At 40.1% G+C, this 23,880-nt stretch carries 20 protein-coding genes; 6 read left to right on the forward strand and 14 right to left on the reverse strand.

Annotated elements, in window-relative coordinates; translation table 11 throughout:
• Nucleotides 1-97: 97 nt before the first annotated feature.
• Both A8F95_RS17845 and A8F95_RS17850 read right to left on the reverse strand, forming a co-directional pair.
• Nucleotides 98-931 (reverse strand): cytochrome c oxidase assembly protein, encoded by an 834-nt coding sequence (locus A8F95_RS17845; RefSeq protein ID WP_065411759.1) that lies wholly within the window; start codon nucleotides 929-931, stop codon nucleotides 98-100.
• Nucleotides 928-1,428 carry a DUF2243 domain-containing protein gene (locus A8F95_RS17850; protein WP_065411760.1) on the reverse strand — a complete coding sequence of 167 codons (501 nt, stop codon included), beginning with the start codon at nucleotides 1,426-1,428 and terminating at the stop codon, nucleotides 928-930. Before A8F95_RS17850 ends, A8F95_RS17845 begins: the two co-directional genes overlap by 4 nt.
• 235 nt (nucleotides 1,429-1,663) lie before the next feature.
• On the opposite strand from A8F95_RS17850, the gene A8F95_RS17855 reads away from it, so the two are divergent.
• A complete protein-coding gene (locus A8F95_RS17855; RefSeq protein ID WP_065411761.1) occupies nucleotides 1,664-2,239 on the forward strand; it encodes a DUF2238 domain-containing protein in 576 nt (191 codons plus the stop codon).
• 128 nt (nucleotides 2,240-2,367) lie between these two features.
• On the opposite strand, the gene A8F95_RS17860 is transcribed toward A8F95_RS17855, so the two are convergent.
• Nucleotides 2,368-3,897, reverse strand: a complete 1,530-nt coding sequence (locus A8F95_RS17860; protein WP_065411762.1) for a DHA2 family efflux MFS transporter permease subunit — start codon at nucleotides 3,895-3,897, stop codon at nucleotides 2,368-2,370.
• Between the two features lie 186 nt (nucleotides 3,898-4,083).
• On the opposite strand from A8F95_RS17860, the gene A8F95_RS17865 reads away from it, so the two are divergent.
• Complete coding sequence (locus A8F95_RS17865; RefSeq protein ID WP_065411763.1) at nucleotides 4,084-4,968, forward strand: TetR/AcrR family transcriptional regulator; 885 nt, start codon at nucleotides 4,084-4,086, stop codon at nucleotides 4,966-4,968.
• 143 nt (nucleotides 4,969-5,111) lie between these two features.
• On the opposite strand, the gene A8F95_RS17870 is transcribed toward A8F95_RS17865, so the two are convergent.
• The 3 genes from A8F95_RS17870 to A8F95_RS17880 all read right to left on the reverse strand — a co-directional run bounded on the left by A8F95_RS17870 (nucleotide 5,112) and on the right by A8F95_RS17880 (nucleotide 9,662).
• Nucleotides 5,112-6,125, reverse strand: coding sequence for a DUF1646 family protein (locus A8F95_RS17870; protein ID WP_065411764.1), 1,014 nt, complete (start codon nucleotides 6,123-6,125; stop codon nucleotides 5,112-5,114).
• Nucleotides 6,126-6,336: 211 nt separating this feature from the next.
• On the reverse strand, nucleotides 6,337-8,370 hold the full coding sequence (locus A8F95_RS17875; protein ID WP_065411765.1) for a Na+/H+ antiporter: 2,034 nt from the start codon (nucleotides 8,368-8,370) through the stop codon (nucleotides 6,337-6,339).
• 230 nt (nucleotides 8,371-8,600) lie between these two features.
• Nucleotides 8,601-9,662 (reverse strand): permease, encoded by a 1,062-nt coding sequence (locus A8F95_RS17880; protein WP_065411766.1) that lies wholly within the window; start codon nucleotides 9,660-9,662, stop codon nucleotides 8,601-8,603.
• A gap of 658 nt (nucleotides 9,663-10,320) precedes the next feature.
• On the opposite strand from A8F95_RS17880, the gene A8F95_RS22670 reads away from it, so the two are divergent.
• Nucleotides 10,321-10,473, forward strand: coding sequence for a hypothetical protein (locus tag A8F95_RS22670; RefSeq protein WP_176713743.1), 153 nt, complete (start codon nucleotides 10,321-10,323; stop codon nucleotides 10,471-10,473).
• Nucleotides 10,474-10,745: 272 nt separating this feature from the next.
• Nucleotides 10,746-12,197 (forward strand): 4-hydroxyphenylacetate 3-monooxygenase, oxygenase component, encoded by a 1,452-nt coding sequence (gene hpaB / locus A8F95_RS17885; protein ID WP_065411767.1) that lies wholly within the window; start codon nucleotides 10,746-10,748, stop codon nucleotides 12,195-12,197.
• Between the two features lie 192 nt (nucleotides 12,198-12,389).
• On the opposite strand, the gene A8F95_RS17890 is transcribed toward hpaB, so the two are convergent.
• A complete protein-coding gene (locus A8F95_RS17890) occupies nucleotides 12,390-13,337 on the reverse strand; it encodes an alpha/beta hydrolase family protein (protein WP_065411768.1) in 948 nt (315 codons plus the stop codon).
• A gap of 278 nt (nucleotides 13,338-13,615) precedes the next feature.
• Entirely contained in the window at nucleotides 13,616-14,842 is a 1,227-nt protein-coding gene (locus tag A8F95_RS17895; RefSeq protein WP_065411769.1) for an MFS transporter, read from the reverse strand.
• A gap of 588 nt (nucleotides 14,843-15,430) precedes the next feature.
• Between A8F95_RS17895 and A8F95_RS17900 the strand changes: the two genes are divergently transcribed.
• On the forward strand, nucleotides 15,431-15,769 hold the full coding sequence (locus A8F95_RS17900) for a GNAT family N-acetyltransferase (RefSeq protein ID WP_176713744.1): 339 nt from the start codon (nucleotides 15,431-15,433) through the stop codon (nucleotides 15,767-15,769).
• A gap of 240 nt (nucleotides 15,770-16,009) precedes the next feature.
• The gene (locus A8F95_RS17905) at nucleotides 16,010-16,543 is read left to right on the forward strand and encodes an ECF transporter S component (RefSeq protein WP_065411771.1); all 534 of its coding nucleotides are present in this window, start codon (nucleotides 16,010-16,012) and stop codon (nucleotides 16,541-16,543) included.
• Nucleotides 16,544-16,909: 366 nt separating this feature from the next.
• On the opposite strand, the gene A8F95_RS17910 is transcribed toward A8F95_RS17905, so the two are convergent.
• The 6 genes from A8F95_RS17910 to A8F95_RS17940 all read right to left on the reverse strand — a co-directional run bounded on the left by A8F95_RS17910 (nucleotide 16,910) and on the right by A8F95_RS17940 (nucleotide 23,662).
• On the reverse strand, nucleotides 16,910-17,161 hold the full coding sequence (locus A8F95_RS17910; RefSeq protein ID WP_176713745.1) for a hypothetical protein: 252 nt from the start codon (nucleotides 17,159-17,161) through the stop codon (nucleotides 16,910-16,912).
• A 362-nt stretch (nucleotides 17,162-17,523) separates the two neighbouring features.
• On the reverse strand, nucleotides 17,524-17,715 hold the full coding sequence (locus A8F95_RS17915; protein ID WP_065411773.1) for a hypothetical protein: 192 nt from the start codon (nucleotides 17,713-17,715) through the stop codon (nucleotides 17,524-17,526).
• A 125-nt stretch (nucleotides 17,716-17,840) separates the two neighbouring features.
• Nucleotides 17,841-19,361, reverse strand: coding sequence for a malate dehydrogenase (quinone) (mqo, locus tag A8F95_RS17920; RefSeq protein ID WP_065411774.1), 1,521 nt, complete (start codon nucleotides 19,359-19,361; stop codon nucleotides 17,841-17,843).
• Between the two features lie 345 nt (nucleotides 19,362-19,706).
• Nucleotides 19,707-20,660, reverse strand: a complete 954-nt coding sequence (locus tag A8F95_RS17925) for a DMT family transporter (RefSeq protein ID WP_077247427.1) — start codon at nucleotides 20,658-20,660, stop codon at nucleotides 19,707-19,709.
• Nucleotides 20,661-21,917: 1,257 nt separating this feature from the next.
• On the reverse strand, nucleotides 21,918-22,148 hold the full coding sequence (gene tatA / locus A8F95_RS17935) for a twin-arginine translocase TatA/TatE family subunit (protein WP_065411777.1): 231 nt from the start codon (nucleotides 22,146-22,148) through the stop codon (nucleotides 21,918-21,920).
• A gap of 68 nt (nucleotides 22,149-22,216) precedes the next feature.
• Nucleotides 22,217-23,662: an alkaline phosphatase PhoX gene (locus tag A8F95_RS17940; protein ID WP_065411778.1), complete on the reverse strand. Its 1,446-nt coding sequence runs from the start codon at nucleotides 23,660-23,662 to the stop codon at nucleotides 22,217-22,219.
• Nucleotides 23,663-23,880 lie beyond the last annotated feature (218 nt).

Genomic DNA, 23,880 nt, shown 5'->3' on the forward strand with positions numbered 1-23,880 from the left:
CTATTTTATTTCCCGTAGCATGAACGTTAAAAACCTAATTTATTCGTCAGCTAATAGAAAAGATGACATTAAAGTCATCTTTTCACGAGCTTTTATGTCACCTTCTTGCAGCTAATGGGATGGTGCCTGACACTTTTTTCTCTGCTAACTCCCGAGGCCGAGTCGATTTGTACCAGTGCATGCATAAAATAAAGATTAACACGAGGTCAATCGCATCCCCGCCATAATACATGATCATCCCCCCTTTTTCAGCCTGTGCCAAAGAGACACCGTCTGGAGGATGAGCATAAATATACTTTGATAAGATTCCATGGCCGGCCAAAGCGACAATTAGCACAATTGATCGATATAAGAAGCCTTTTCGGCGAGGGATTGGATCAATATAAATCATCGATATGGTGAATACGTAGCCAGCTAAAAACACATGAACATGAACAAATAAATGAAGAAGGAGAGACTCATGCATTGCTGTATATAACCCGGTTGTATATAAAATCCATAAACCGCCAACATTAAGCAAGGAAGCCACGATCGGATCACTCACAAAACGGACAGGTAAACTTTTTAACAGACGGGTAAGATGCCTGGCTAGATGAATAGGGAGCACCCGCAAGATAAGAGTCATAGGGGCGGCGAGCGCCATAAAAAGCGGAGCGGCCATGCCAAGAAATAAGTGACCGATCATGTGGGCCGTAAAGTCGAAGTGGGCACGTTCTGCAAGAGGACCTGCTACAGAAAAAACAGCAAGCAGCACACCCACAACCCAAAAGACGGTACGGGCTAACGGCCACTTCTTATAGTGTCGATTAGATCGTATGATGGCAAAAAAATAGAAAAATAACACTAAACCAAATGGAAGTGCAAGCAGCACCTGAGGTATGGCGCCAGATAACTGGCCGCCTGTATAGCAAATATCAGCATAGCTGCTCATGCCCGGTTTTCTCCCTCCGGTGCACGATGGCGCTGCGTGCGAACAATCAGAATAGCACCAATGATAATCATGGCTGCGGCGGTAACATTCCATATGGCATCATATACGATGACGTTTTCCACGTAGCGTATTTGGTGGATCCTCATCACTTTATGCTGGATAATCCCATCGTACAGCTGAAATCCCCCCGCTCCAAGCAAGACGCCTCCCCACCATCTCATAAGCCATAATGCTTTTCTGCGGTGAAGATCAGCGAATAAAAACAAACCGCCGATAGTCGCAAACCAGCTAAATGCATGAAACAGTCCATCTGATACCAACCCCATACTAGTTGTTGATTTATCATAAAAATGGTGCCAATGAAGCAGCTGATGGAAGACCGCTTCATCAAAAAAAGCAATAAAACCTACTCCAAACAAAAAACCCGACCACAAATTTTTTGATAAATACGCATAGCGATTCGGATAACTATCTTGGTTTCCTACTTTAGCAGCCATCTCATCCTCCTCTATCCTTTTAACTTATACTTACTCTTATCTTTCCACAGATAAACAAGTTGTAATCAAAGCCGCAAAAACAGCTTAAATAAAAACTCTCTCTCAAGCTAAGGAAAACAGACCTTCACGATAGAGATTTTCCTTATAAGAAATCCGATAAGCACCCATACAGCAACGGCTAAATCTCTCTATAAAGGACATACTAATAAGAATTCCAAAAAAATGGGGCGATTGTATGAAAAAGAAAGCAATCCTAATCTTAACTGCAATCTTTGTTATTTTAATAGCGGCTTCTGCCTTCATTAAGCATTCAAATGGAGAGTCGTTCAACTGGCTAGATACAATAAGCAGAATTTTGGCCGGCATGCTTCCTCTGCTACTCTTATTCTGCAAAAGGATTCCGTTTAGTTTGCCGCTGATTATTAGTTATTATCTTCTGCTGTTCTGCACGTTCTTTTTAGGAGCCATTGTTCGGTTTTATGATCGATTTTCTTGGTGGGATACGCTGCTTCACTTTTTCGGCAGTGTCTTTATGGCCTTTATTGCTATAACACTGTATAAACTATTCATCCCTGAGCCAGTAGAAAAAAAGGTTTCCAGCTGGCTCATTTTTATATTTGTTTTATCGTTTGCCATCTCTTCCAGTGTCATTTGGGAAAGCATAGAGTTTGCTGGAACGATTATGGGTTTTTTAGAGAGCGACAGCAATAAGGATACGATGACAGACTTGCTTGCGGGCATGGCAGGCGGAATTGTTGCAGCTGTTTACGCCTTATTTCGTAAAAAGACCGCTAACGAAGTGCATAAATAAAAAAGAGAGCTCTCTTAAGCAACTAAATGTTAAGAGCGCTCCCTTTTCTTTTAAATTAGATAGTTTTTCATGAAGCACAATAGCTGCTTAGCAGCTATCTGTAAAAACTTCCTATTCCAAAACTCCTGTTAATTTTCTGCCAACTGTTGTCCAGTCTTCTTGCCTGACGGGCTTCCTTTTAAAGGATCCTCAGCCTGCTTTGACCGTTTAATAAACAAAGCAAGAATAAGGGCAACCGCCGCAATTAAAGTCGCTACGAAGAAAGCGTCGTTAATTCCTTCAAGCATCGCTTTCATAGCGATTTCCTGCTTCATCCCCGCAATGGCAGCGTCTGATGGCTGAACAGTTGGATGCTTCATCGCATTTGCAGCCAGTTCAGAAGCGTGCGTTTCTGTGCGGGTAGTCATGACGGTCACGAGCAACGCCGTACCAATAGCGCCCGCTACTTGATTCAAGGTATTATTCATTGCCGTTCCATGTGGATAAAAGCGAGCTGGAAGCTGATTCAGACCGTTTGTAGACACCGGCATCATCACCATGGATATGCCAAACATCCGAATCGCATTCAATACAACTAAATGTGTGTAACTTGTATCGATGGCTAACTTACTGAAATAGTAAGTAGTAATCGTTGTGATCGCCAATCCTGTAACTGCTAAAATACGCCCGCCGAATTTATCAAACAATCTTCCAGTGATAGGTGACATAAGCGCCATCGTAAGCGCGCCTGGCAGCATCATCAGCCCCGCATCAAGCGGAGAAATGCCGCGGATGGTTTGTACATAAATAGGAATGAGCAGCATTCCAGAAAACAGTGCCATATTTACGACCATCGTAATGGACGATGATAAGGCAAACATCGGATATTTAAAAATTCTAAAGTTGAGCATTGGCCGTTCTGTCTTTAACTGCCGTAAAATAAATGCAGTTAACGAAACAGCGCCAACAAGGATGGTGCCGTACACTTGCGGACTATCCCATCCTTTACTTCCCGCAGAACTAAATCCGTATAATAGGCCGCCAAAGCCCACGCTTGATAAGAGAAGTGAAAATAAATCAAGATGGATATCCACTCTTTCTTTCTTATCTTTGAGCAAGAAAAAGCCAATTAATAGAACGACAACTGCAATCGGCGTCACAAAGTGGAACAGCATTCTCCAATCGTAGTGTTCAATAATCCATCCTGACAAAGTGGGACCAATCGCCGGTGCAGCCATTAGAATCAAACCAAATATCCCCATCGCGGTTCCCCGCTTTTCGATAGGGAAGCTTACAAGCATCACATTCATCAAGAGTGGCATCATGATGGCTGATCCAGAAGCCTGAACCATCCGGGCTGCTAATAGAACAGGAAATATATGAGCCACTCCGGCAATAATTGTTCCAATTGTAAACAAGCCCATCGCAACTAAAAACAAGCGGCGCACAGAATATTTTTGAATTAAAAAGGCAGTTGTTGGAATTAAGATTCCGTTTACTAACATAAACCCTGTTGTTAGCCACTGGACCGTCGAAGCTTCAACCTCTAAGTCCTTCATAATTGAAGGCAGTGCGATATTTAGCAATGTATTATTTAAAAAGGCGATAAAAGCGCCGATCATGAGCACAGCCAGAATCCCATACGGTGGACGATCGGTCTTTTGCATTGAATAATCCATTCAGTTCCCTCCATAGACGTTAAGTTCATTATTTTGTACCTTCGTTTCATACAAAAGATATCATATACCACAAGTCCAAATATCGCAACTTAAAAATACCCTTCCTTTATGAAGTTTGTACTAGTCTGAAAATTAATGTACTATAGAAGTTGTACAGTAAGTCCAACTAAACTTAAAGGTGATGAAATGAACGACAGAAAGCAGCATGTGATTAAGATGGCTCACCAGCTATTTGTTGAAAAAGGATTTCAGGCTACTTCCATTCAAGATATATTAGATTACAGCGGAATTTCCAAAGGCACATTTTACAATTATTTCTCTTCTAAAAGTGAATTGCTCATGGCTCTTTTCAGAACTATTCACAAGCAGCTTGAGAAGGAACGGAATGAGCTGCTTATCGGCCAGGACCCTTCTAATATAGAGATCTTCATTAAGCAAATTGAACTGCAAATGAGAGCCAATAAAACACATAAGCTCATTTTTTTATTTGAAGAAGTACTCGTTTCCAATGACACAGACCTTAAGCAATTTATGAAAAAAGGCCAATTACTCATGATCCGCTGGGTGTATGAACGATTTATAGACATTTTTGGCGAAAGCAAGCGTCCTTATTTACTGGATTGCGCCATTATGTTCATCGGAATTTTGCATCATAACCTTAGGTATTATACGTTGGCTTATGATTCAAATACGAGCATTCACCAGGCGGTCCGTTATAGTGTAGAACGAGCAGCCAAAATCGTAGAGGACGTATCAGAGGCAGGAGATCAACTAATTAAGCCTGAGCTTTTAGACAGCTGGCTCCCGGATTGTAACAAAGCAAACCAGACGTTTCAGCAAAAACTTTGCCAGGCAATCACGGACTTAAAAAAATCGCTAAACTGTCATGAGGAAAAGCCGAGATGTACGGAATTGCTCGAATTTATTCAAGATGAACTCCTTCATGCGAGAAACCCTCGAAAGTTTCTCATTGAAAGTGCCCTGTCTTCCTTAAAAGACAGCCGCGATTTTTTAAACGAAAAACAGCTTCAAACGCTCGCCCAACTCGTTACCCATTACTTTGCCCAATAGAGAGAAAAATGTTAAGGAAACTTACAGTGTAAACAAAATCTATTTTCAATGCTCTCAGGCTGATTGAAAACTTCTGTCTTTCGAGGAAAAGCGAGTTTTTTAACAGCCTGAAAGCCGATAGATATTTCTTAAGTTTTTATGCATTAAGTTAACGTAAGAACAATAAAGAAAATGACCATGACAACTAAGCCAACAGGCAAGCCAAATCTTGCCCACTCCTTGCTTGTAATCCCAAGTTTTCCAGCAGAAATGATATTGGGAATATTGCCAGGCACAAGCATTCCACCGCTAATTAAAAGCCCAAGTAAGATGGCTTGTACAGTTGAATTTCCCATCGACGAACTAATTTCCGCCGCGGCAAGAGTGGCATTATCCAAAACAGCTGAAATCATATTAATCCAATACAGCACACCGGTATGGACACCTAGTAAGTATTGATTAATGAACGGCTCAAAGCCTGCGCCAAGCAATGTGAGTCCCATCACAAATAAGTAAATTTTAATTGTGCGAACGACAATGTCCTCGTAGGTTTCACTTGCCTGATCACTCTCCAGTCCTTCCCGATCTTGCTGTGGATGGACGAAAAACATGGAAAGCACACCAAAGAGCACAACAGCCGCTAGTACTTCGGGGCCGATTAGTCTTAAGAGATAAAAGAAATCCTCTCCCAGCTTGCTGACGGCAATCGTGGAAAGCGGTTCTCCAATTGGAGTAAGGGAAGCGCCAAGCCCGATAGAAAAACAAGCTAATACAACAAGCCGAACTTCAGATGGACGATCAAGACTAAGCACGCTAACAATTAACACCAAAATTAATGCAGCAATAATCGCCGTAATGACACTCGATAGAAGTCCTAGAAGAATGACGACTAACGCAATAAATAATCGAAATGGCATCATCCTGCTCATATTAAGAATCCCGTTTTCTAAAGGCTTTCTAAACCATTTAAATAAAAGACTTGCGACTAAAACAGCGATTGTAATGTGAAGCGGATCCTCTAATGCCTTCTCAAGAAGTTCCTTATCTAATACTTTGCCGATAACAGCGGCTAAAAAACCCATAATAAATAAAAATATCTCTAAATTTTCCTCTACCCGTTTTACGAAGAATGGCAACAGCAGCACAAGCAGCAAGATAACGGACAAACCAATAACCATGAAATCCCTCCTTCTTCAGCTTTTCCTAGCGGCAACCTATTTATATGAAGAAAGGATAAAAAATATTTACTGTTGTCCACCTTAAAGGAAATGCTCAAAATCTGACAAAAGCAGGCATCCAATACGGATGCCTGCTTTTGGTTATAAACACATTCTATTTGCAATACTTCTGCTTTTCGAGGAGCGGAGTGAGCATAAACAACAAGGAAAGCTATTCTATATGTTCATATAAAGTCACGCTTTCAATGTAATTAACGAACCTTCTTAACTCCCTCGCCTGCTCGTTAGTAATCTCCCCTGATTGATACATTTCATGAATTTCACCACGTTCGATGTCCATTACCTTTAGGCGCAGCTCTTCTTTTTTCCCTTCCCGCTCTTCATTGTATGGAACAGCTGGTCTCTTTAGCTGATCAATGGTTCGCTTATATTCAACTATGACGGCCCCGACAATATCGGGTCTTTCATGTTCTGTCGCCTGCTCTTCCAGATGTTTAAGTGCGACTTGCAATGCTTTTAATTGAAGTGACTTTCTTAACCGTAATTTTGCCAGCTTCGTTTCGGAGTCTTTATGAAAGTGTTCCATAAAACGCCTCCAGCCCCGAATCATCCGGCCGATTAGATACATCATTTCCGAGCGAACATTGTTAGAGAGAGCTTCTTGTCGGCGATCCAGTGATTTTTCAAGCGTTTCAAACAGAGTTTCATCCATGCCATTTTTCTTTCTAATTTCATCGAAATATTTTCGTTCTGCTTTTAGACCCATTAACCGCACTTCAGTAAGTTTTTGTTGGTAATAGACGGTGTCTGATGACGTTGAATGCGGGTCAGGCTGGATCTGCCGAAACATCATCTTATATTCATCAATGAGCTCATAAGCGGCATCTTTGTTTTCTTCATTTATTTCCAGCCGGATCTTTTTAATAGCAGCCAGCAGAACTTTTCTTTTGGCCTCCTGCAAGCTGGCTTTCCCCAGCTCTTCTCCTTCGGCTGCTTCATTCCTGCTTAGAAGAGGCAAGAGCAGAGTCGCCGCAATCAACGTAAATAAAATAACGCCCGCTGCTAAAAACAGAATAAGTGATCTTTCTGGAAATAAATTTCCATTCAATACAACATACGGAATAGAGAGAACACCCGCCATGGTGACGGCTCCTCTTACCCCTGTTAAGCTAATGAGCAGAGATGTTTTAAAATTTGGTTTTAACACGTCCTCTTCCTTGTCAGAACGATAAGCAAAGTAAGAGAAAGAGTAAGACCAAATAAAGCGAATCCCTAAAATAATAAACCCGATCGCGATGACATATCCGATTACTAACCAATTGCTCATAGCCGGATTATCTACCGTTTCGATCATAGAAGAAGGAATATTCAACCCCAGCAGCAAAAAGACAACCCCATTTAAAGTAAATAAAACAATGGACCAAATATTCTCTGTCAGCACTTGCTCCTCAGCGATCAAAGTTCCTGTTCTTTCTTTTATCAAGGAGTGAACAACCCCTGCTACTACAACAGCAATGACGCCGGAAGCATGCAGCAGCTCTTCTGTAATGAGAAAAATAATAAAGGGTGTAAGAATTTGCAACAACGAGTGAAACGTTACATCATTAATTCCTTGCTTGCGCAGAACAAAACGTATCCATGTGACAAGCAAAGCTAATACAAATCCTAAAATCCCCCCTACTAAAAACATATAAGTAAAATCAAAGAGAGCCTCACGCAAAGAAAAATACCCGGTTACAACGGCCGCAACCGCATAATTAAAGGCTACTAAACCAGAGGCATCGTTGATTAAGGACTCTCCTCTAACGAGATGAAGCACCTTTTCAGGGAGATGAATGCGTTTAGCAATACCATTGACGGCTACAGGGTCAGTCGGTGATAAAATAGCGGCTAAGGCAAAGGCAGCTGCAAGCGGAATACTCGGTATTAGCCAGTGAATAAAATAACCGCCGCCAAGAGTTGTGATAAGAACAAGAACAACAGCATTTCCTAAAATAGGCGCCCTCATCTTCCATAATTCTTCGCGCGGAAAATGTCTCCCATCATTGTATAAAAGAGGAGCTACAAAAAGTAATAAAAACCACTCTGTTTCGATTTTTAGCGAAACACCCCTAAAGATGAGCGCAATAATCACTCCAAATCCTATTTGTGTTAAGGCTGTAGGGATAAACGGGATATAGTGGCTAATGATATTTGAAATTAACAAAAAAACAAGCAGTAACAATACAGTCATCAGTAAATCCATTTGTTTCTCCCTTCTGAATAAACGACAGATCAAAATCCGAAAACCAATAAGCATACTCTTTCGAGATAGAGACGAATTGTACTAAGCAGTATAGCCCGTTCAATATGTAGACACTATTATATTCCTTTTTATATTTCAAAATATGCTTGCACTTGAAAAGAAAACCCTAAAGATTAGACACTTTTTTCACGTCCAATCTTTAGGGTTTCATTGATGATAACTCCTTAAACCTATAGGATCACCCTTCCTATCAAACCACCGATAACACCTAACACCACTACAGATGCCATGACAAAAAATAATACTTTTTTAGGAAATGATTTAGCCACCATTAACAAAGACGGCAAGCTAATAGCAGGCAGTGTAATAAGCAGTGCAGCTGCAGGACCGGCGCCGAGCCCTAAGGACATAAGCGTTTGAATGATCGGAATTTCTGCTGCAGTCGGAATGACAAAAAGCATGCCAGCAACTGCAAAGATAATAATCGCCAGCAGGCTATTCGCTGCCGATTCACTTAATTGCGGGAATAACCAAACGCGTGCGGCTCCTAAAAGCAATACTGACAGCACGTATGCCGGCACAATATAAAGAAGCATCCTTCCTATACTTCCCAACCATCTTCTTAAAAATCTACCCTCTTGTTCCGCCTCCACTATCACTTGGTCGACATCAACCGGCTGAACGTCTTTCACGAGACGATTGGCCCAGTAACTAATGCCAAACGTTAAAATAAATCCAACGACGAGCCGCATAAGGGTGAACTTCCAGGACAAGACAAAAGTCATAAAAATAAGAGTTGCGGGGTTCATCATAGGATTGCCAATCCAAAAAGCTAAAGCAGCACCGACGGAAACGTTCTTCTTACGAAGTCCAATCGCGATCGGTGCCGCACAGCAGCTGCACATCATACCTGGAACGGCAGCCATCCCAGCAATCATTGTACTGCCAAATGAGGCTTTTCCAAGCAATTTAAGCAGCCATTGTGCCGGCAATAAAACTTGAAGCAGGGAGCCAAGCAAAATGCCGAGAACCGCCGCTTTCCATACAGAGCTAAAATAAGCGAGTGCATAGTCCCAAGCCGATTGCCATGACGGCGCCTCACTTGATAGATCTCCTAAAATAGAATCGCCAATAGAATGCGTATTGGCTGCTAAAATAGATTTGTTATAATAAGGCCACCATTTGATGTAAAACAATCCAGCAGCTGCAATCAGAATAAAGGCAGCAACAAACCAAAGGGTTCTTTTGTGCGTCGCCTGTTTAGGTTGAGGTGTTGTATCTAGCTGCACCATGGTATCCTCCTATATAAAATTTTTAAGACATAATATTATATCATAAATCAATAGAGCTTATCGAAAGCGCGCCTCCATAAGAGGGGTAAGAGTCCAAAAGTTATGTTTATACACCCATGAATGTTTCTTGATGTTTCTGACGTAACAGCCACCTTTAAGTAGTGACTAAAATTTACTCTCCCTTTGCTGTTATGGATTACAGTGCAAAAAAATTAAGGATAATAACACACTCTCTCTGCCTTCCATTTGCTTTCTTTCCTCCTCTCCCTTTACTTTCTTTGCTTATTTTTAGATTCATTTTTAATAAACGCAAATTTTTTTTGCTCATAAAATAAACGTTTTAAAAGACAGAATTCAAACAATATTCACTTTTAATAAAAAAAATATATTGACCTAACTATATAATTTGTTTAAACTGATAAAAAATTATTTATGAGTTTGTATAAAAACACAAATTAAAACAAAGAAAGTAGCACATCCCCTTATTCACGTTAGCTAATAAACGAACAACAACGTATAAGACTATACTCTTGAATAAAACTCTATTAAGTCGATCACTTGAGATGAATTAGCGTAAGGTGTAGTGTGCATGGGAAAGAAAGTCAAAGTCTCGTGGAACAAAAGCAGGAAGAGAACACTTTAATTGGAGGAAAATTTCATGTGGATTATCACTGTTCATTCTAAAAACAATGTACAAATGTTTGAGTATGATACCCAGAAAGAAGCAACAGAAGCTTTCAAAAGAATCAAGGGTCATAAATTCCTGACCGAAGTGATTTATTTTAACGACAGCTGCTTAGTAGAAGCGTAAAAATAAGCTGCTTATAGCTTGCTGTTCAACCGTGAAGCATGCACTATCTTTCTGAAACAATCCGCTTAAACTTTTTTGTTTAAAGCGGATTGTTTGCATTCCTCTTATATAACTGAGAAACTCCGCAACTTCATCAAAACTCCCCACTGATATTCAATCTTATTTAGAGCTTTTTGCTTTAGAAGCATGGAACAGACCAACATGTTAACTAATAAGATGAAACAACAAACAAATACAGTTGTCAGGACTGTTTTAATTGAGGGAGTGGAAGTATGGGAGCGGTTAACGGAAAAGATTTTATTAACCGATTAAATCAACTAAATAACGAAATTTGGTTTGATGGAGTAAGAATACAAGGAAAAGTCTCTGAGCATCCCGCTTTTAAAGGTCTTATCCAAACAAAAGCCTCTCTTTATGACTTACAGCATGATTCAAACTTAAAAGAGCAGATGCTGTTCTTATCCCCCCAAACGAAAGAGCTTGTCGGGATTTCTTATTTACAGCCGAAAACAAAGGAAGATTTAATTAAAAGAAGAACGATGATCGAACATTGGGCAAGACACACCGGGGGCATGGTGGGAAGAAGCCCTGATTATTTAAATACAGTTTTAATGAGCTTTGCCTCCTCCGCAAATCTTTTGATCGGAAAAGACAATTGTTTTCCGAAAAATATTCAAGCTCTATATGAACGAGCTAGGGAAAAAGATTTGTCATTTACACATACATTTATTACTCCTCAAGTAAATCGTTCTCAAACCTACTTCGAATGCTCCGAGGAACCCATCTCTGCTAAAGTGATTGACAGAAATGAAGAGGGGATAGTTATTAAGGGAGCCCGCCTCTTAGCTACTCAAGGCGGCTTAACAGATGAAGTGCTAGTGTTCCATGCTCCTCGATTATTCTTTGAGATGGACGAAGCATTTGCTTTCTCTATCCCTTCCAACACGAAAGGCTTAAAATTTATTTGCAGAGAGAGCTTTATTGGAGGAGAATCTATTTTTGATCATCCGTTAAGCTCACAATACGAAGAGATGGACTCTATTGTTGTCTTCGATCATGTGCTAGTTCCCTGGGATCGGGTATTTTTTTACGACAATGTGGAAGCCGCCAGATCTTTCCTTTCAAAAAGCTCCTTCTCTCCTTTTGCCATACACCAAGTCGTAACGAGACAAATTGTAAAAACAGAGTTTATTTTAGGGATCGCGGAGCTTCTTATAGAAACCCTTAATATTAGCGACTATCAACATATACAAGAAAAATTATCAGAGATCATCATTGGACTTGAAACAATGAAGGCTCTTCTAGAAAAGTCGGAAAACGATGCAAAATTAGATGAATGTGGTTACATGCGGCCGAGCATTATTCCACTTCAAGTTGCCAGTAACGTCTTTCCTAAAATCTATCCACGCTTCAGTGAAATTATCCAATTAATCGGGGCTAGCGGAATGGTCACTTTACCAACCGAAAAAGCCTTTCATTCTACTATTAGAGGAGATCTCGATCAATATCTTCAAGGGGCCACCAAAACAGCAGAAAACCGAATTAAGATTTTTCGTTTAGCTTGGGATCTGACGATGAGCTCCTTTGGCACGAGACAAACTCAATATGAAAGATACTTCTTTGGCGATCCTGTGCGATTATCCAGCTCCTTATATGAGGACTATCCAAAAGAGAAATATGTTAAAATCATTAACACCTTCTTAGATTTAAAAGAGAAACAATAAAACTAATGCGCGGAACAGAGCAAAACGGCAGCTTTATATACAATGAAGTGCTTGTCTTTTGAGGACGGAAGGGATATGAGCATATACTTGTCAACAAAAGAAGAGCCTTTCCTAGTGAAAAGGCTCCTGCTTATTGTCTATCTTTTCTCGTTCCCAGCATGTATAAACTTAAGTGTAATGAGGTCTATTTTTTCAAGCAGACTTATGTTCCCTTTCTAGAAATCGCTCTAGCCATGCAGCCATTAGCTGCAACCCTTCTTTGTGAAGCGGCCGTTCTAAAATAGTCTTCATTAACTTTTTCGTATCTAAAATACTTTTTGGCTCTGTTTGCTCTCGAAGGCCATGTTCCATGTTATGAACAATGTGATACTCACTTTCTCCTTGCACAAGTCCAGTCAATTCTTCTAAAACGGAGCTTTCCACAAGTGAATCTTTATCGCCATGCAACGCAAAAACGGGACAAGAGACATTCTTCAAAGCGGCTCTTGTATTATACGCATCGTGCTCCCGGAACCACTTAGCCGGTTGCTTCATGCCTGTGACCCGGACAATATCGCTGTTTGATTCGATCATTTTCTTCAACATCTTTTCTGCTTTCTTCTCGCCCTTTTCGTCTACTTTAAGCGTCCGATTCAACCAGCCTTTCAATCCCCGCATGGAAAGCAACTCCTGGTATGCCTGCTGCCGCTGATGATAGAGTGCCTCCAGTAGATTATCAACCCCTCCAGATAGAAGCATACAGCCGTCGATTTTCATCTTTGCGGCAATATCTGTTGCCAAGATAGTCCCTTCGCTATGGCCACACACAATCACATCCGACACATTTGGCTGCTCCTGTAAAAAGGTCATCGCAGCTTTAGCGTCATGCAGTAAATTAGACAAGCCTGCTTCTACCAAGTTGCCGTTTCGTTTTCCTGTTCCCCATTTATCATAGCGAAGCGTGATGAAGCCCATATTAGTAAAAAAGTGCGCCAATTCTTTATATAAATTCGTTTGATACTTTCCTTTTGGCCCGTTCCCATTACGATCAAGGGGCCCTGAACCGGCGATGAGCAAAATAGCCGGAAAGGTTCCTTCTTTTTCTGGGCATGCCAGCGTAGCAAAAATGTCTTTTTCAATAACAACCTCTTTTTCAACCATATTTTCTCCCCCTCAGGAATAATAGTGATCATGAATGTTTTATTTCTAAATAATGCATCAACTAATTCTAGAACTGAATGGCTTTTTATTATCATTATTAATTATGATAATAATATCTTTTTCGATAAAGGTCAATAATTAAAAAGAGAAAAAAGTAAGATTTTATAAAAAACAGCAAATGCTTAGTTGTAAAAAGCACCATGACTAAGCTCGACTCTCTTTTGTCGAGCAATAAAAATGCCAACTAAAATGCAGTTGCATTTTAGTTGGCATTTACATTAATATTCTTCAACAGGCTGGATCGCATTAAGTGTGCTGCCAGATTGTCTTTTGCTCAACGTAAGCATCACCACAAAGGAGATGCAGTATAGAGCTGCTAAGTAAATCATCGCTATGGTCATATCATAGCTTTGCAAAATATAACCAACTAGGATCGGTGAAAGCCCTCCTACTGCTCTGCCAAAGTTAAAAATCGTATTTGTCGCCGTACTGCGAATTTGAACCGGGTAATAGCTGCTGATTAATGCACCGTACCCAGCAAACATTCCGTTTGAGAAGAACCCGACAATGGCACCGCCCATTAACACCCCAGCGCTGCCAGTCGCATAGGAGTATAAGAACACGGCACATGCAGAAGCAAGCAGGAAGATGCCAAAGGAACGCTTTGCTCCAAATCGATCCATAAATTGTCCAAAGGTTAACATCCCCATGATCATTCCGACTGCTGTGCTGATCGTCCAAAGCGCCGAGCTCGAAACCGATAAGCCTTGTGATTGCTGAAGCATAGATGGCAGCCAGATCATTAAACCGTTATAGCCAGCAATTTGAACAGTTGCCATGATGCTCAAGGCAATGGTTGTCATCGTTGCTCGCGGAGTGGCAAACAACTGAACCAACTTTCCTTTTTCCCCTTTTTTAGCCGGCTTTTTATCCTTTTGAGCAGCCAGCCATTCTGGAGACTCTTCTAAATTTTTTCTTACAATTACAGCGAAAACAACCGGCACCACACCAACGAAAAACAGCGCTCTCCACCCTAGCGTAGGGAGAATCATCGCACTCAAAAGCGCTGCCAGAATGACACCATACTGAGCGCCTACACTAACGTAGGATGAGGCTCTTCCCTGCTTATTCTTTGGCCACGCTTCTGCAACAAGTGCCATACCAATCCCATATTCTCCACCCGCACCTAATCCGGCGATGAATCTAAATAAGTAAACTTGTTCTATATTCGCTGCTAAACCCGTTAAAGCCGTGCCGATCGCAAACAACAGAACCGTATAAGTAAAAACTTTCACACGGCCAAACTTATCTGCTAGCACTCCGAAAATCATTCCACCTAAAAGCATCCCGATATTTGTAATCGAAGAAATCAATCCGCCCGTTGCCAAATCTATGTGAAACTCAGCAATCATCATTGACATCGCAAACGAAATGAACATAATGTCCATGCCTTCTAATGTTAATCCAGCGACTGATGCTACCACTGTTTTTTTACGATAATCCATTTTGTACCACCCTCCGCTATTTCTCATGTTGTAATCACTCTCTTTTATCTTTGAGGGAATGGATAGATGAATTACATATAATTCTTCCATTCTCTTTTCAAGCCTCACGGGACTTTATTTAAAAGAGGTATTCATCATTGGACAAAATAAAAACCCTTTTGTCAGAGAGGACAAAAGGGCATAAATAGGCATAGTTAAATAGAAACATCCCGTATTCACTCGCCTTTTCAGCCTCTCTGGACTGTATTAAAGGTACTATTATGTCGGTATTTATACTAGCATACTAAAATACTAGCTTCAATACATATATTATGGAAGAAGATTTTTTCCAATATTAAAGGTTCAGGGTTCAATTTAATTGTATGTACCACAGAATCATATTTCATACAATGTCACAACCCTATATTTAAGCACCTGTTGCTCGGCTTCACTATATATTAATACATAATCTTTTTTCATTGGGGTGCTATGATGACGATAAGAAGAGCCAATCAATCCGAAACGCATTATATTCTTCAGCTTACCGGTAATGTATTAAGCGAGAGCTCTATGGGACACATAAAAAATAATGTTCACACGGCGTATCACATGTTTTTACCCTATATCCAAAATGGTGCCTATTATCTGATTGAGGAAGAAAATCAGAGACTAAAGGGCTGGCTCCTATTGGGGATAGATGGGGATTTCATGGCAGGCAATGTTATTGGACAGCTGCTTCAAATATATGTTTTTCCTCAATACAGAAAGATGGGGATCGGAAGGAAGTTAATGCAGGAAGCGATCAGACAGCTTCAATCCCAAGGCATGAAAAAAATTCATCTTAATGTGTTCGCTGGCAACCCAGCAAAAAACATGTATAAGGAGTTCGGGTTTAAAAAAATTTCTACCATTATGGAATTAAATACGGAGGAAAAAGACAGGCGATAACCCCCTTCGGTCTTTCTTCACTTTTTCAGCAGTCTATTTACTCCTTATGCAATATCCATCATATTTTTATGAAAGCGGGTATCCCTCATTGGAAACCTGCTTTTTTTCTTTTCCTACTGCCTCAAAAAAGTTCCGCATACTTTTCTCATATTTGGTTGTTACTAGAAAAATAGTTTTAGGTATTTATTAAGTATGCAATTAGGAGTATCATAATATTTAAAAACAGAAAGAGGTCATCTTATGGATTCAACATTTTCATCGGCAGGTGCAGCCAAATCTAAAACAAGAGCCATTGTCATCAATGCGCTTTTTATCACACTCACTCTTGTGGCTACTATGTTCATCAACATTAGGCTTCCCATCATGGGTAACGGAGGACTTATCCATTTAGGAAACGTTCCCCTTTTTATAGCAGCCTTTGCTTACGGAAGAAAAACTGGAGCGATAGCAGGTGCGTTTGGAATGGGCTTGTTTGACCTGATCTCCGGTTGGACAATATGGGCCCCGTTTACATTTATCATCGTAGGAGCAATGGGCTTTACAGCCGGTCTTATCTCTGAAAAAATGCCTGGCAACAAAGTGGTTGTCCATACAGTAGCCATTATCGCTGCACTGGTAATTAAAATCGTAGGCTATTATTTTGCTGAAGTTATTCTTTACGCTAACTGGGTGCAGCCGTTCGGCTCCATCCCTGGAAACGTGATGCAGGTCGTTATCGCTGGTATCATTGTTTTACCAATTGCGGGACGCTTAAAGAGAATTGCGGGAAAATAAGAAATACTCACAATAAAGATAAAAATCTAGTTGAAATGATTATAGGCATACGCACACAGATTTGTTTACATGTACCAAGCATTAAATCGTAACAGGCTATTCAGTTCCATTCACTATTAAAAGAAGAAAAGTACCCTCTAGATGAACCTTCAATAGAGGGTACTTTTCTGTTCTATATAAAACGTCATTCTCTTTTCATTGTTATAAAACTAAAAATAACTTAGTCTTTTTTCTTTTTCATATTGAAAAGCCTTTCTTATCCTCTACCCACTGTTACGACTCTTATAGAGTTTTTAAACAAATATGAAACGCACTAGACTTAATCGCAATCACAGGAGCAGCATTCGGTCAAAAACTATGCAGTAGTTAAATAAGCTGCTTTTCTGTTAACCCTATTATGAGTGGTCTACCTTTTTTCAAGGACGAATCTTTTCCTTTTCTTTTAATAATAAGGATATGGATATGGTGGGTACGGATAATAAGGGTATGGCGGATATGGGTACGCTGGGTACGGGTAATAAGGGTATGGTGGATATGGGTACGGTCGATATGGATAATAAGGATAGCCGTATCCAAACCCAGGTCTTCCAAATCCAAAGCCGGGCCTTCCAAATCCAAAGCCAGGCCTTCCAAATCTAGACCAAGCCTCCTGGTCATTGACATTAATTATACTATCTGAAAGGGACGCCGTAATTTGATTATCATTAGTCAAAGTAACTCCTCCTTTATAAATATCAAATGTATTAAAGGATATGTTACAATTGCCTAATATGATTGGGCAAACGTCCTCATACTGCATTTTAAATGAAGAAAAAAATCAAATCTCTTTTCTCAATATCATATATCCAAATCTTGTTCTCTTGTTCAACTAACCACCCGTGAGTGTGTCAAGCAAACACAGCCGCCAAATGGCAGAACCTGCTGTTGAACAAACATTACCTGTTACTTTAAGTATAATTCTTCAAAATGTCTGTTGTTAATTAAAATAGATGATACCTTATTTGAAACCTGCCAACTTGTCTTCCATCAAGGAGGAAAACATCATAAAGGTCAGTCGCTGCACTATCAAACAATTCCATATAGACACCGAGCGCCTCAATATTTACAACCATCCAAATGGTGTATAGAACACGCTGATGTCCAATACACGATATTGACTTTTGAAAAAACATTTCATTGTTTTTCTTCTCCCTTAAAATAGAAAGAGAGCTTCCCACGAAGAGTGAGAAACCCTTTTTCAATAGAATGGTAGAATACTTATTCTATGATCATATTACACTTTAAGAAATTTGCCCGCTTATGATACGCTATGGCCTGCGGCTTCTAACGACTCACTTTTACTTAAACCAAGTATTTGCGCTGTTGAAGTGTGAACTTCATGCAAAAGTTCCGGGTTTTGCATGAGTGAGATGCCGTAAGATGGAATCATCTCTTTGATCTTCGCTTCCCACTCTTTTACATGCTGCGGGAAGCATTTGTTGATTACCTCAAGCATAACATGAACAGCTGTAGAGGCACCTGGAGAGGCGCCCAGCAATGCTGCAACCGATCCATCAGCTGCACTTACAACTTCCGTACCGAATTGAAGCGTTCCTTTGCCGCCCGCTTCTGTATCTTTAATAACTTGTACACGCTGACCAGCCACTACAATATCCCATTCCTCAGTTTTAGCATTCGGGATAAATTCACGCAGCTCTTGCATACGCTGTTCTTTCGATAACATCAATTGTTGGATCAAATATTTTGTCAACGCCATCTCTTTAACTCCTGCTGCCAGCAGCGTTGTAATATTATGCGGTTTGACAGAAGCAATTAAATCCATATTTGAACCGTTTTTTAAGAACTTAGGCGAGAAACCGGCGAACGGTCCAAACAGCAATGACTTTTTATTATCAATATATCGTGTGTCAAGGTGAGGAACAGACATTGGCGGCGCACCAACTTTGGCTTTTCCATATACTTTTGCATGATGCTGCTCAACCACTTCTTGATTATTACATACCATGAATAATCCGCTGATCGGGAATCCGCCAATGTGCTTTCCTTCAGGAATGCCTGTTTTTTGCAGTAATTCTAAGCTTCCTCCTCCAGCTCCGAGGAAAACGAATTTTGCAGTATGGTATTCCATTTTACAGCCATCAAGATCGTGTACCTTTACTCCCCATAAGCCGTCTTTCGTACGTTTAATGCCTTCAACACTATGTTTATAGTTGATTTCAACATTTTGAGTTTCCAAGTGTTCAAATAACATACGCGTTAAAGCACCAAAATTGACATCTGTGCCAGTATCAATTTTGGTTGCTGCAATGGCTTCATCCGCTGGACGATCCTGCATAATAAGCGGAATCCATTCTTTCAGTTTTTCTGGCTCATCCGAAAATTCCATTCCTTTAAAAAGAGGATTCTTTGTCATTTCTTCAAAGCGTCTCTTTAAAAATGCTACATTTTCCTCCCCTTGTACCATACTGACGTGAGGCAATGGCATGATAAAGTCGTGTGGATTACGGATTAAATTACTGTTCACAAGATAAGACCAAAACTGCATAGAAACCTGAAACTGTTCATTAACGTTTATTGCCTTGCTAATATCTACAGATCCGTCTGGTTTTTCAACTGTGTAGTTCAGCTCACACAATGCAGCGTGTCCTGTTCCTGCGTTATTCCATTCGTTAGAGCTTTCCTCTCCTGCTTTGTCAAGCTTCTCAAACACTGTGATATTCCAGTCCGGTGCTAATTCTTTTAGAAGAGTACCTAAAGTCGCGCTCATAATTCCGGCACCAATTAAGATAACGTCTGTTTTAGTTTGTATGTCGCTCATTTTTACCTTCCTTATCCCCTAAGATTTGCAGAAAAGATATAGTCGCTCCTTCTTAGGCGGTACGAGCAAGCCAAGACGCGACCTAAACACACACCTTTTCTGTATCATTATATCTCAATTACAGTATATCACTTTTACTTATAGTATATCACATTTATTGGCAGAATAAAATATCACTATTATACGATAATTATAAGCCATTTAAAAGTAAGTAAAAAGGAAGAAAATTTTCCATAACACTAATATACAACAAAATACGACTTAAATCGAGCTTGCCGCAGTAAAATCGCCTATCAGCATCCGGATGGTTCGTGATCCTGACCGTCTTCCTATAAAGAATACTAATCAATTCTTTGACTCTTTTAAATTTCCTGAAACGAGGATAGAACCTAACAGTACAATTAATGCACCTATGATAAATTGTAAGCTAACAGGGGTACCAATAAACAATATTGAAACTACTATAGCCCAAAAAACATAAGTATTGTTAAGCGATTGACCCCTAGCAGCACCGATTACATTAATAGACATGTAGTATAAAGAATAATTGGCAGTTCCTAATAAACCTGCTATAACTATTATCCAAACGATCTCAGATGATGCTGCTTGAAATACTAGAGAATATCCCTGAATAAACGGAATAATTAATATTGCATAGCACAGTGCTGAGACCATCTGTCTTATATTAATGGCGTATAGAGGAACAACCTCTTTTCCTTTCATTCCCCACGCACCGATTACCCCTTCAAGCCCCCAAAATATGGCGGCCCCTAATGAAAACAATATTCCGATGAAGAAGTGACTATCGACACTAAACTTTGATGGCATATAGGCTAATACAATCACTCCGGTAATACTTAAAACTACACCGAACCATGTTCTTCTATTCATTTTTTCCTTCAAAAAAGTGAAAGCAAGCACAGCACCTATCCCAGGAAAGATAGAAGCAATACTCGCCGCATACGTTACTCCTGCATATTGAATACCAAGAAAGTAAAAGGTCATAGCCAAAGGCCCCCCGCACACTGCTCCTAAAACTAAAATGGCCCCGCTCTTTGTTTTTAACAACTGTAATACGTTAATAAATTCACCTTTTACAATCATAAGCAAGGTGATCCATAGGGCAGAGAAAAAGTCATGCATGAAAGCGGCTACAATTGGAGCAAGCACCACTGCCTCTTTAAAAGGTGTACTCGCTATTATAAGGCCAATGATCACCGTATCTATTCCCCAAGCGATAGCCGAAGTAGCCCCTAAGCCTATACCTTTTCTAGCTTCTTTTATATTTTTTACATTCATCAACTCTACCTCCTCTCCAAAAATTATTTCACCAGAATTCAGGCAAATGAAGAATCACCTTTATTTCCGATGAATCATTTCACTCAACATTTACTAAATGATTTACCGTACTGTATAAATAGTGAGGATAGGAAAGAGAATGTCATCTTACCTTCAAGAAAACGCAAACTAGCAAATACGTCGTACATCGCTGATCGCTTCTCTGTGCTAGCTGGCAACTCGGTATTTAATTTGGTTAGCAAAAGTAAAGGGTACGCCTCTCCAAGCAAAGCCATATAAAGCTTAAATACTTGCTCAGCTTTCTTTTTCCTAATAGAAAGCGTCCCGTTCTTCACCAGCCTTCATATCGGACAAAGAAAATTTTAAAAAGAGGCTTAATGAAAAAAGAGAGAAGAAATGAAACTCTCTCTCAATCTAATTGTTATAGATGTCCCTGCTTCTTGATCTTTTCGGAACTTATTTTGGCAGGATGTATAAAAACAACCGAGGAAATGGTTTTGTGGTCATATTTAACAACGATGATGTTGTGTAAATTTAGTAGGTGACAAAGGATTCCATCAATTGAAAACTATCCATAATAGATTCATCTAGGAAAATAAAGAATAAATGAGCAAAAGACGTTTGAAGGGGGATGAATGAGATACGAAACAAAAGTGTAACCTACAATATTATATATTAATATAATATTTTGTCAAGTATTATAAAGATGCAACACGCTGTTAATTTAAGAATTCTATTTATTTTTATGGAATAAAAGGGCAACCTCCCTCAATCAACTATATTAGAAGCAGCTCCAATACTTTTTCTTGAAATAATGTTTAATTAGATAGAAACCTGTAAAAAAGAATTAGTTATAAAAAAAACAACCCGTAATCGTTAGTTGTGTTTAACAATTAAGGGGCAGCTCAATTTACAAGGGTTCGAGTTATTTAAAAACAAGAGTTAACAGCCGTACCGCAACGCTTCAGCAGCATAATAGCCAATGAACTATAAATGGGAATCCTTTAAACCGCTTTAAATCATCTTCACGAAAAGACGAGCGGGATCTTCGATTACATTAGATGCCTTCTACTAACATCCGCTTAGTGACTGCTTTCACGCGAGCAGAATACTGACCACTACAGCAAATAAAAAAGACAGAAGAAGGTTCTCTGTCTTAAATGAGCATTCTCACAACTGCTAAGCTGGCACTTTACATAAAAACCAAATAGAAAGATGCAAGCGGGCTCTCTTTCTGCCGCTTGCATCCTTAAGTCCTTAACTCCCAATCTTACTTTCAGGCTTTTCACGTACTACTAAATTAATTTTTTCCTTTGGAGACTCTGTTTCTTCCTTGTCACCGCCGACTAAATCATTCGTTGCTTTTTTGAATTCCTTCAAGGTACTGCCAAATGCCCGTCCAATTTCAGGAAGCTTGGAAGGACCAAAAATAATTAAAGCAATGACGAGAATGAGAATTAATCCTGGAATCCCGATATTTGATAGCATCATTTTCACCTCCTACAGGATGAATGGTGTTAGTATCTGGCAGCTCTTTGCCTGTTGGAAATAAGTCATTATATTATCGGCATCCCGTGGCGTTCTAATGCGGCCGCTTCTAAAATAGACATTCCTTGTTCTTCGGCAAATGCTGCTAGCTTTTTAGAAACTACAGGTGCAAGATCTGCCGGTGGTGCCGCATGACCCATTGCCCGTTGACGTGCCGCATTTCTGCGAGCAAAAGGACCCCATATCGCAAAAGTAATACCAGGTGTTTGCATGTTTACGAAGAAAGTATTTCCGTCTGAAGAAAATGCCGGTCCCGCAAATTCAGATCCGTTCATCTTATTCTCGGCGAAAGTGTAAACATTTCCTTCCGGTGTAAGCCCAACGATTCGGTCATTTCCGCCTCCATCTTCCGCAATCCAAAGGTCTCCCCAAGGAGTAATCGTAATATTGTCTGGCATTTCTAAATCATTCTTATCTGTAGATTCATAGAAAAGCTCTAATGTATTAGTAGCTGGGTGATAACGATAAACACGACCAAGCGCTTTGCCGCCGGCACTTGTATCATCAAACCAGAATACTCCTGCAGAGAACCATGCCCCTTCTAAGCGGCTAAATTGAATACAGCCGTTATCTTTTGCATCTTGTTGTGCACGTTCAGGATTTACTTCCTTCCACACGACACCGAATTTTTGTCCGCTGTAAAATTGGCTGGCAGAAGAAGTTGGCAATTCTTCAATGGCTGCTGCTTCAAGCTTGCCTCCTTTTTGAAGGGACCCAAGCTTTTGGCTGCGATCATTTGGTGTAAAACGATAAAGGAAGCTTGGCGAAGCGTCTTCAGTTAAATACCAAATACCTGTGGAAGGATCAACGGCGCATGCTTCATGAGAGAAGTAACCCATGTCACGAATAGGCGTTTTAGACATTTCATTTTCTGGATCAAGAGGATTCACTTCAAAGACAAAACCATGACCCATATTGCGAGTCTCTTCACAAGTTAACCACGTGCCCCAAGTAGTAGGACCGCCGGCACAATTGCGGATTGTCCCTGAGCTAGATACGTATTGGTCAACAATTTCGCGATTTGGTCCAACAATTAAAGTTGTTGTTCCACCAGCTGCACCATTGCTCCATGGGTTTTTTCCGTTTACGGGATAGTCTGCATTCGTACTATTCTCATGGTTTCTTACAAGGATCGTTGTGTTTTTCTCTCCTTTAAATGCCGCCATTCCATCATGCATAGAAGGGACTCGGTCACCGTTCGGCATGATGTCTCCAGTTTGAGAAAGCATTTTGTAGCGGAACCCCCGTGGAAGGTCAAGAATGCCATTTGGATCCTTTACAAGAGGGCCATAGCCGCCAAAGCCGCTCGTAGGATTATGATTAGTTGCAGCTAAACTCTGGTTAGCTCCACTTAGTGATAATAACCCGGTTGTTCCTAACGTTAAGGCTACCGCACCCACACCTCCGACTTTTAAGAAGTCACGCCTGTTTAAACCATTATTACTAGCACTCATCAACATTACCCCCATAACTTATTTTCTTGAGGATGCTATTTTTTAAAGCAAGCTCTATTAAAGAAGTTAACAGATGATTCCAATGATTTTGTTAATTCATTGTAATTTTAGCCTTAATATCGAAAAACAAATCAATGGTATTGCAAGTGGAGGATATTATTGGAATTTGATCCATACATAAGTAATACCCAGAAGTTAAAAAGCATGAAAAAAGCAAA

It is taken from the genome of Pseudobacillus wudalianchiensis (assembly GCF_001685015.1).
GTDB classification, from domain to species: domain Bacteria; phylum Bacillota; class Bacilli; order Bacillales; family Domibacillaceae; genus Pseudobacillus; species Pseudobacillus wudalianchiensis.

Excerpts from the sequence above, each read along its gene's own strand:
- A8F95_RS17845 (WP_065411759.1), bottom strand. The coding sequence starts at position 931 with ATGAGCAGCTATGCTGATATTTGCTATACAGGCGGCCAGTTATCTGGC.
- A8F95_RS17850 (WP_065411760.1), bottom strand. The coding sequence starts at position 1,428 with ATGGCTGCTAAAGTAGGAAACCAAGATAGTTATCCGAATCGCTATGCG.
- A8F95_RS17855 (WP_065411761.1), top strand. The coding sequence starts at position 1,664 with ATGAAAAAGAAAGCAATCCTAATCTTAACTGCAATCTTTGTTATTTTA.
- A8F95_RS17860 (WP_065411762.1), bottom strand. The coding sequence starts at position 3,897 with ATGGATTATTCAATGCAAAAGACCGATCGTCCACCGTATGGGATTCTG.
- A8F95_RS17865 (WP_065411763.1), top strand. The coding sequence starts at position 4,084 with ATGAACGACAGAAAGCAGCATGTGATTAAGATGGCTCACCAGCTATTT.
- A8F95_RS17870 (WP_065411764.1), bottom strand. The coding sequence starts at position 6,125 with ATGGTTATTGGTTTGTCCGTTATCTTGCTGCTTGTGCTGCTGTTGCCA.
- A8F95_RS17875 (WP_065411765.1), bottom strand. The coding sequence starts at position 8,370 with ATGGATTTACTGATGACTGTATTGTTACTGCTTGTTTTTTTGTTAATT.
- A8F95_RS17880 (WP_065411766.1), bottom strand. The coding sequence starts at position 9,662 with ATGGTGCAGCTAGATACAACACCTCAACCTAAACAGGCGACGCACAAA.
- A8F95_RS22670 (WP_176713743.1), top strand. The coding sequence starts at position 10,321 with ATGTGGATTATCACTGTTCATTCTAAAAACAATGTACAAATGTTTGAG.
- hpaB (WP_065411767.1), top strand. The coding sequence starts at position 10,746 with ATGGGAGCGGTTAACGGAAAAGATTTTATTAACCGATTAAATCAACTA.
- A8F95_RS17890 (WP_065411768.1), bottom strand. The coding sequence starts at position 13,337 with ATGGTTGAAAAAGAGGTTGTTATTGAAAAAGACATTTTTGCTACGCTG.
- A8F95_RS17895 (WP_065411769.1), bottom strand. The coding sequence starts at position 14,842 with ATGGATTATCGTAAAAAAACAGTGGTAGCATCAGTCGCTGGATTAACA.
- A8F95_RS17900 (WP_176713744.1), top strand. The coding sequence starts at position 15,431 with ATGTTTTTACCCTATATCCAAAATGGTGCCTATTATCTGATTGAGGAA.
- A8F95_RS17905 (WP_065411771.1), top strand. The coding sequence starts at position 16,010 with ATGGATTCAACATTTTCATCGGCAGGTGCAGCCAAATCTAAAACAAGA.
- A8F95_RS17915 (WP_065411773.1), bottom strand. The coding sequence starts at position 17,715 with ATGTTTTTTCAAAAGTCAATATCGTGTATTGGACATCAGCGTGTTCTA.
- mqo (WP_065411774.1), bottom strand. The coding sequence starts at position 19,361 with ATGAGCGACATACAAACTAAAACAGACGTTATCTTAATTGGTGCCGGA.
- A8F95_RS17925 (WP_077247427.1), bottom strand. The coding sequence starts at position 20,660 with ATGAATGTAAAAAATATAAAAGAAGCTAGAAAAGGTATAGGCTTAGGG.
- tatA (WP_065411777.1), bottom strand. The coding sequence starts at position 22,148 with ATGCTATCAAATATCGGGATTCCAGGATTAATTCTCATTCTCGTCATT.
- A8F95_RS17940 (WP_065411778.1), bottom strand. The coding sequence starts at position 23,662 with ATGAGTGCTAGTAATAATGGTTTAAACAGGCGTGACTTCTTAAAAGTC.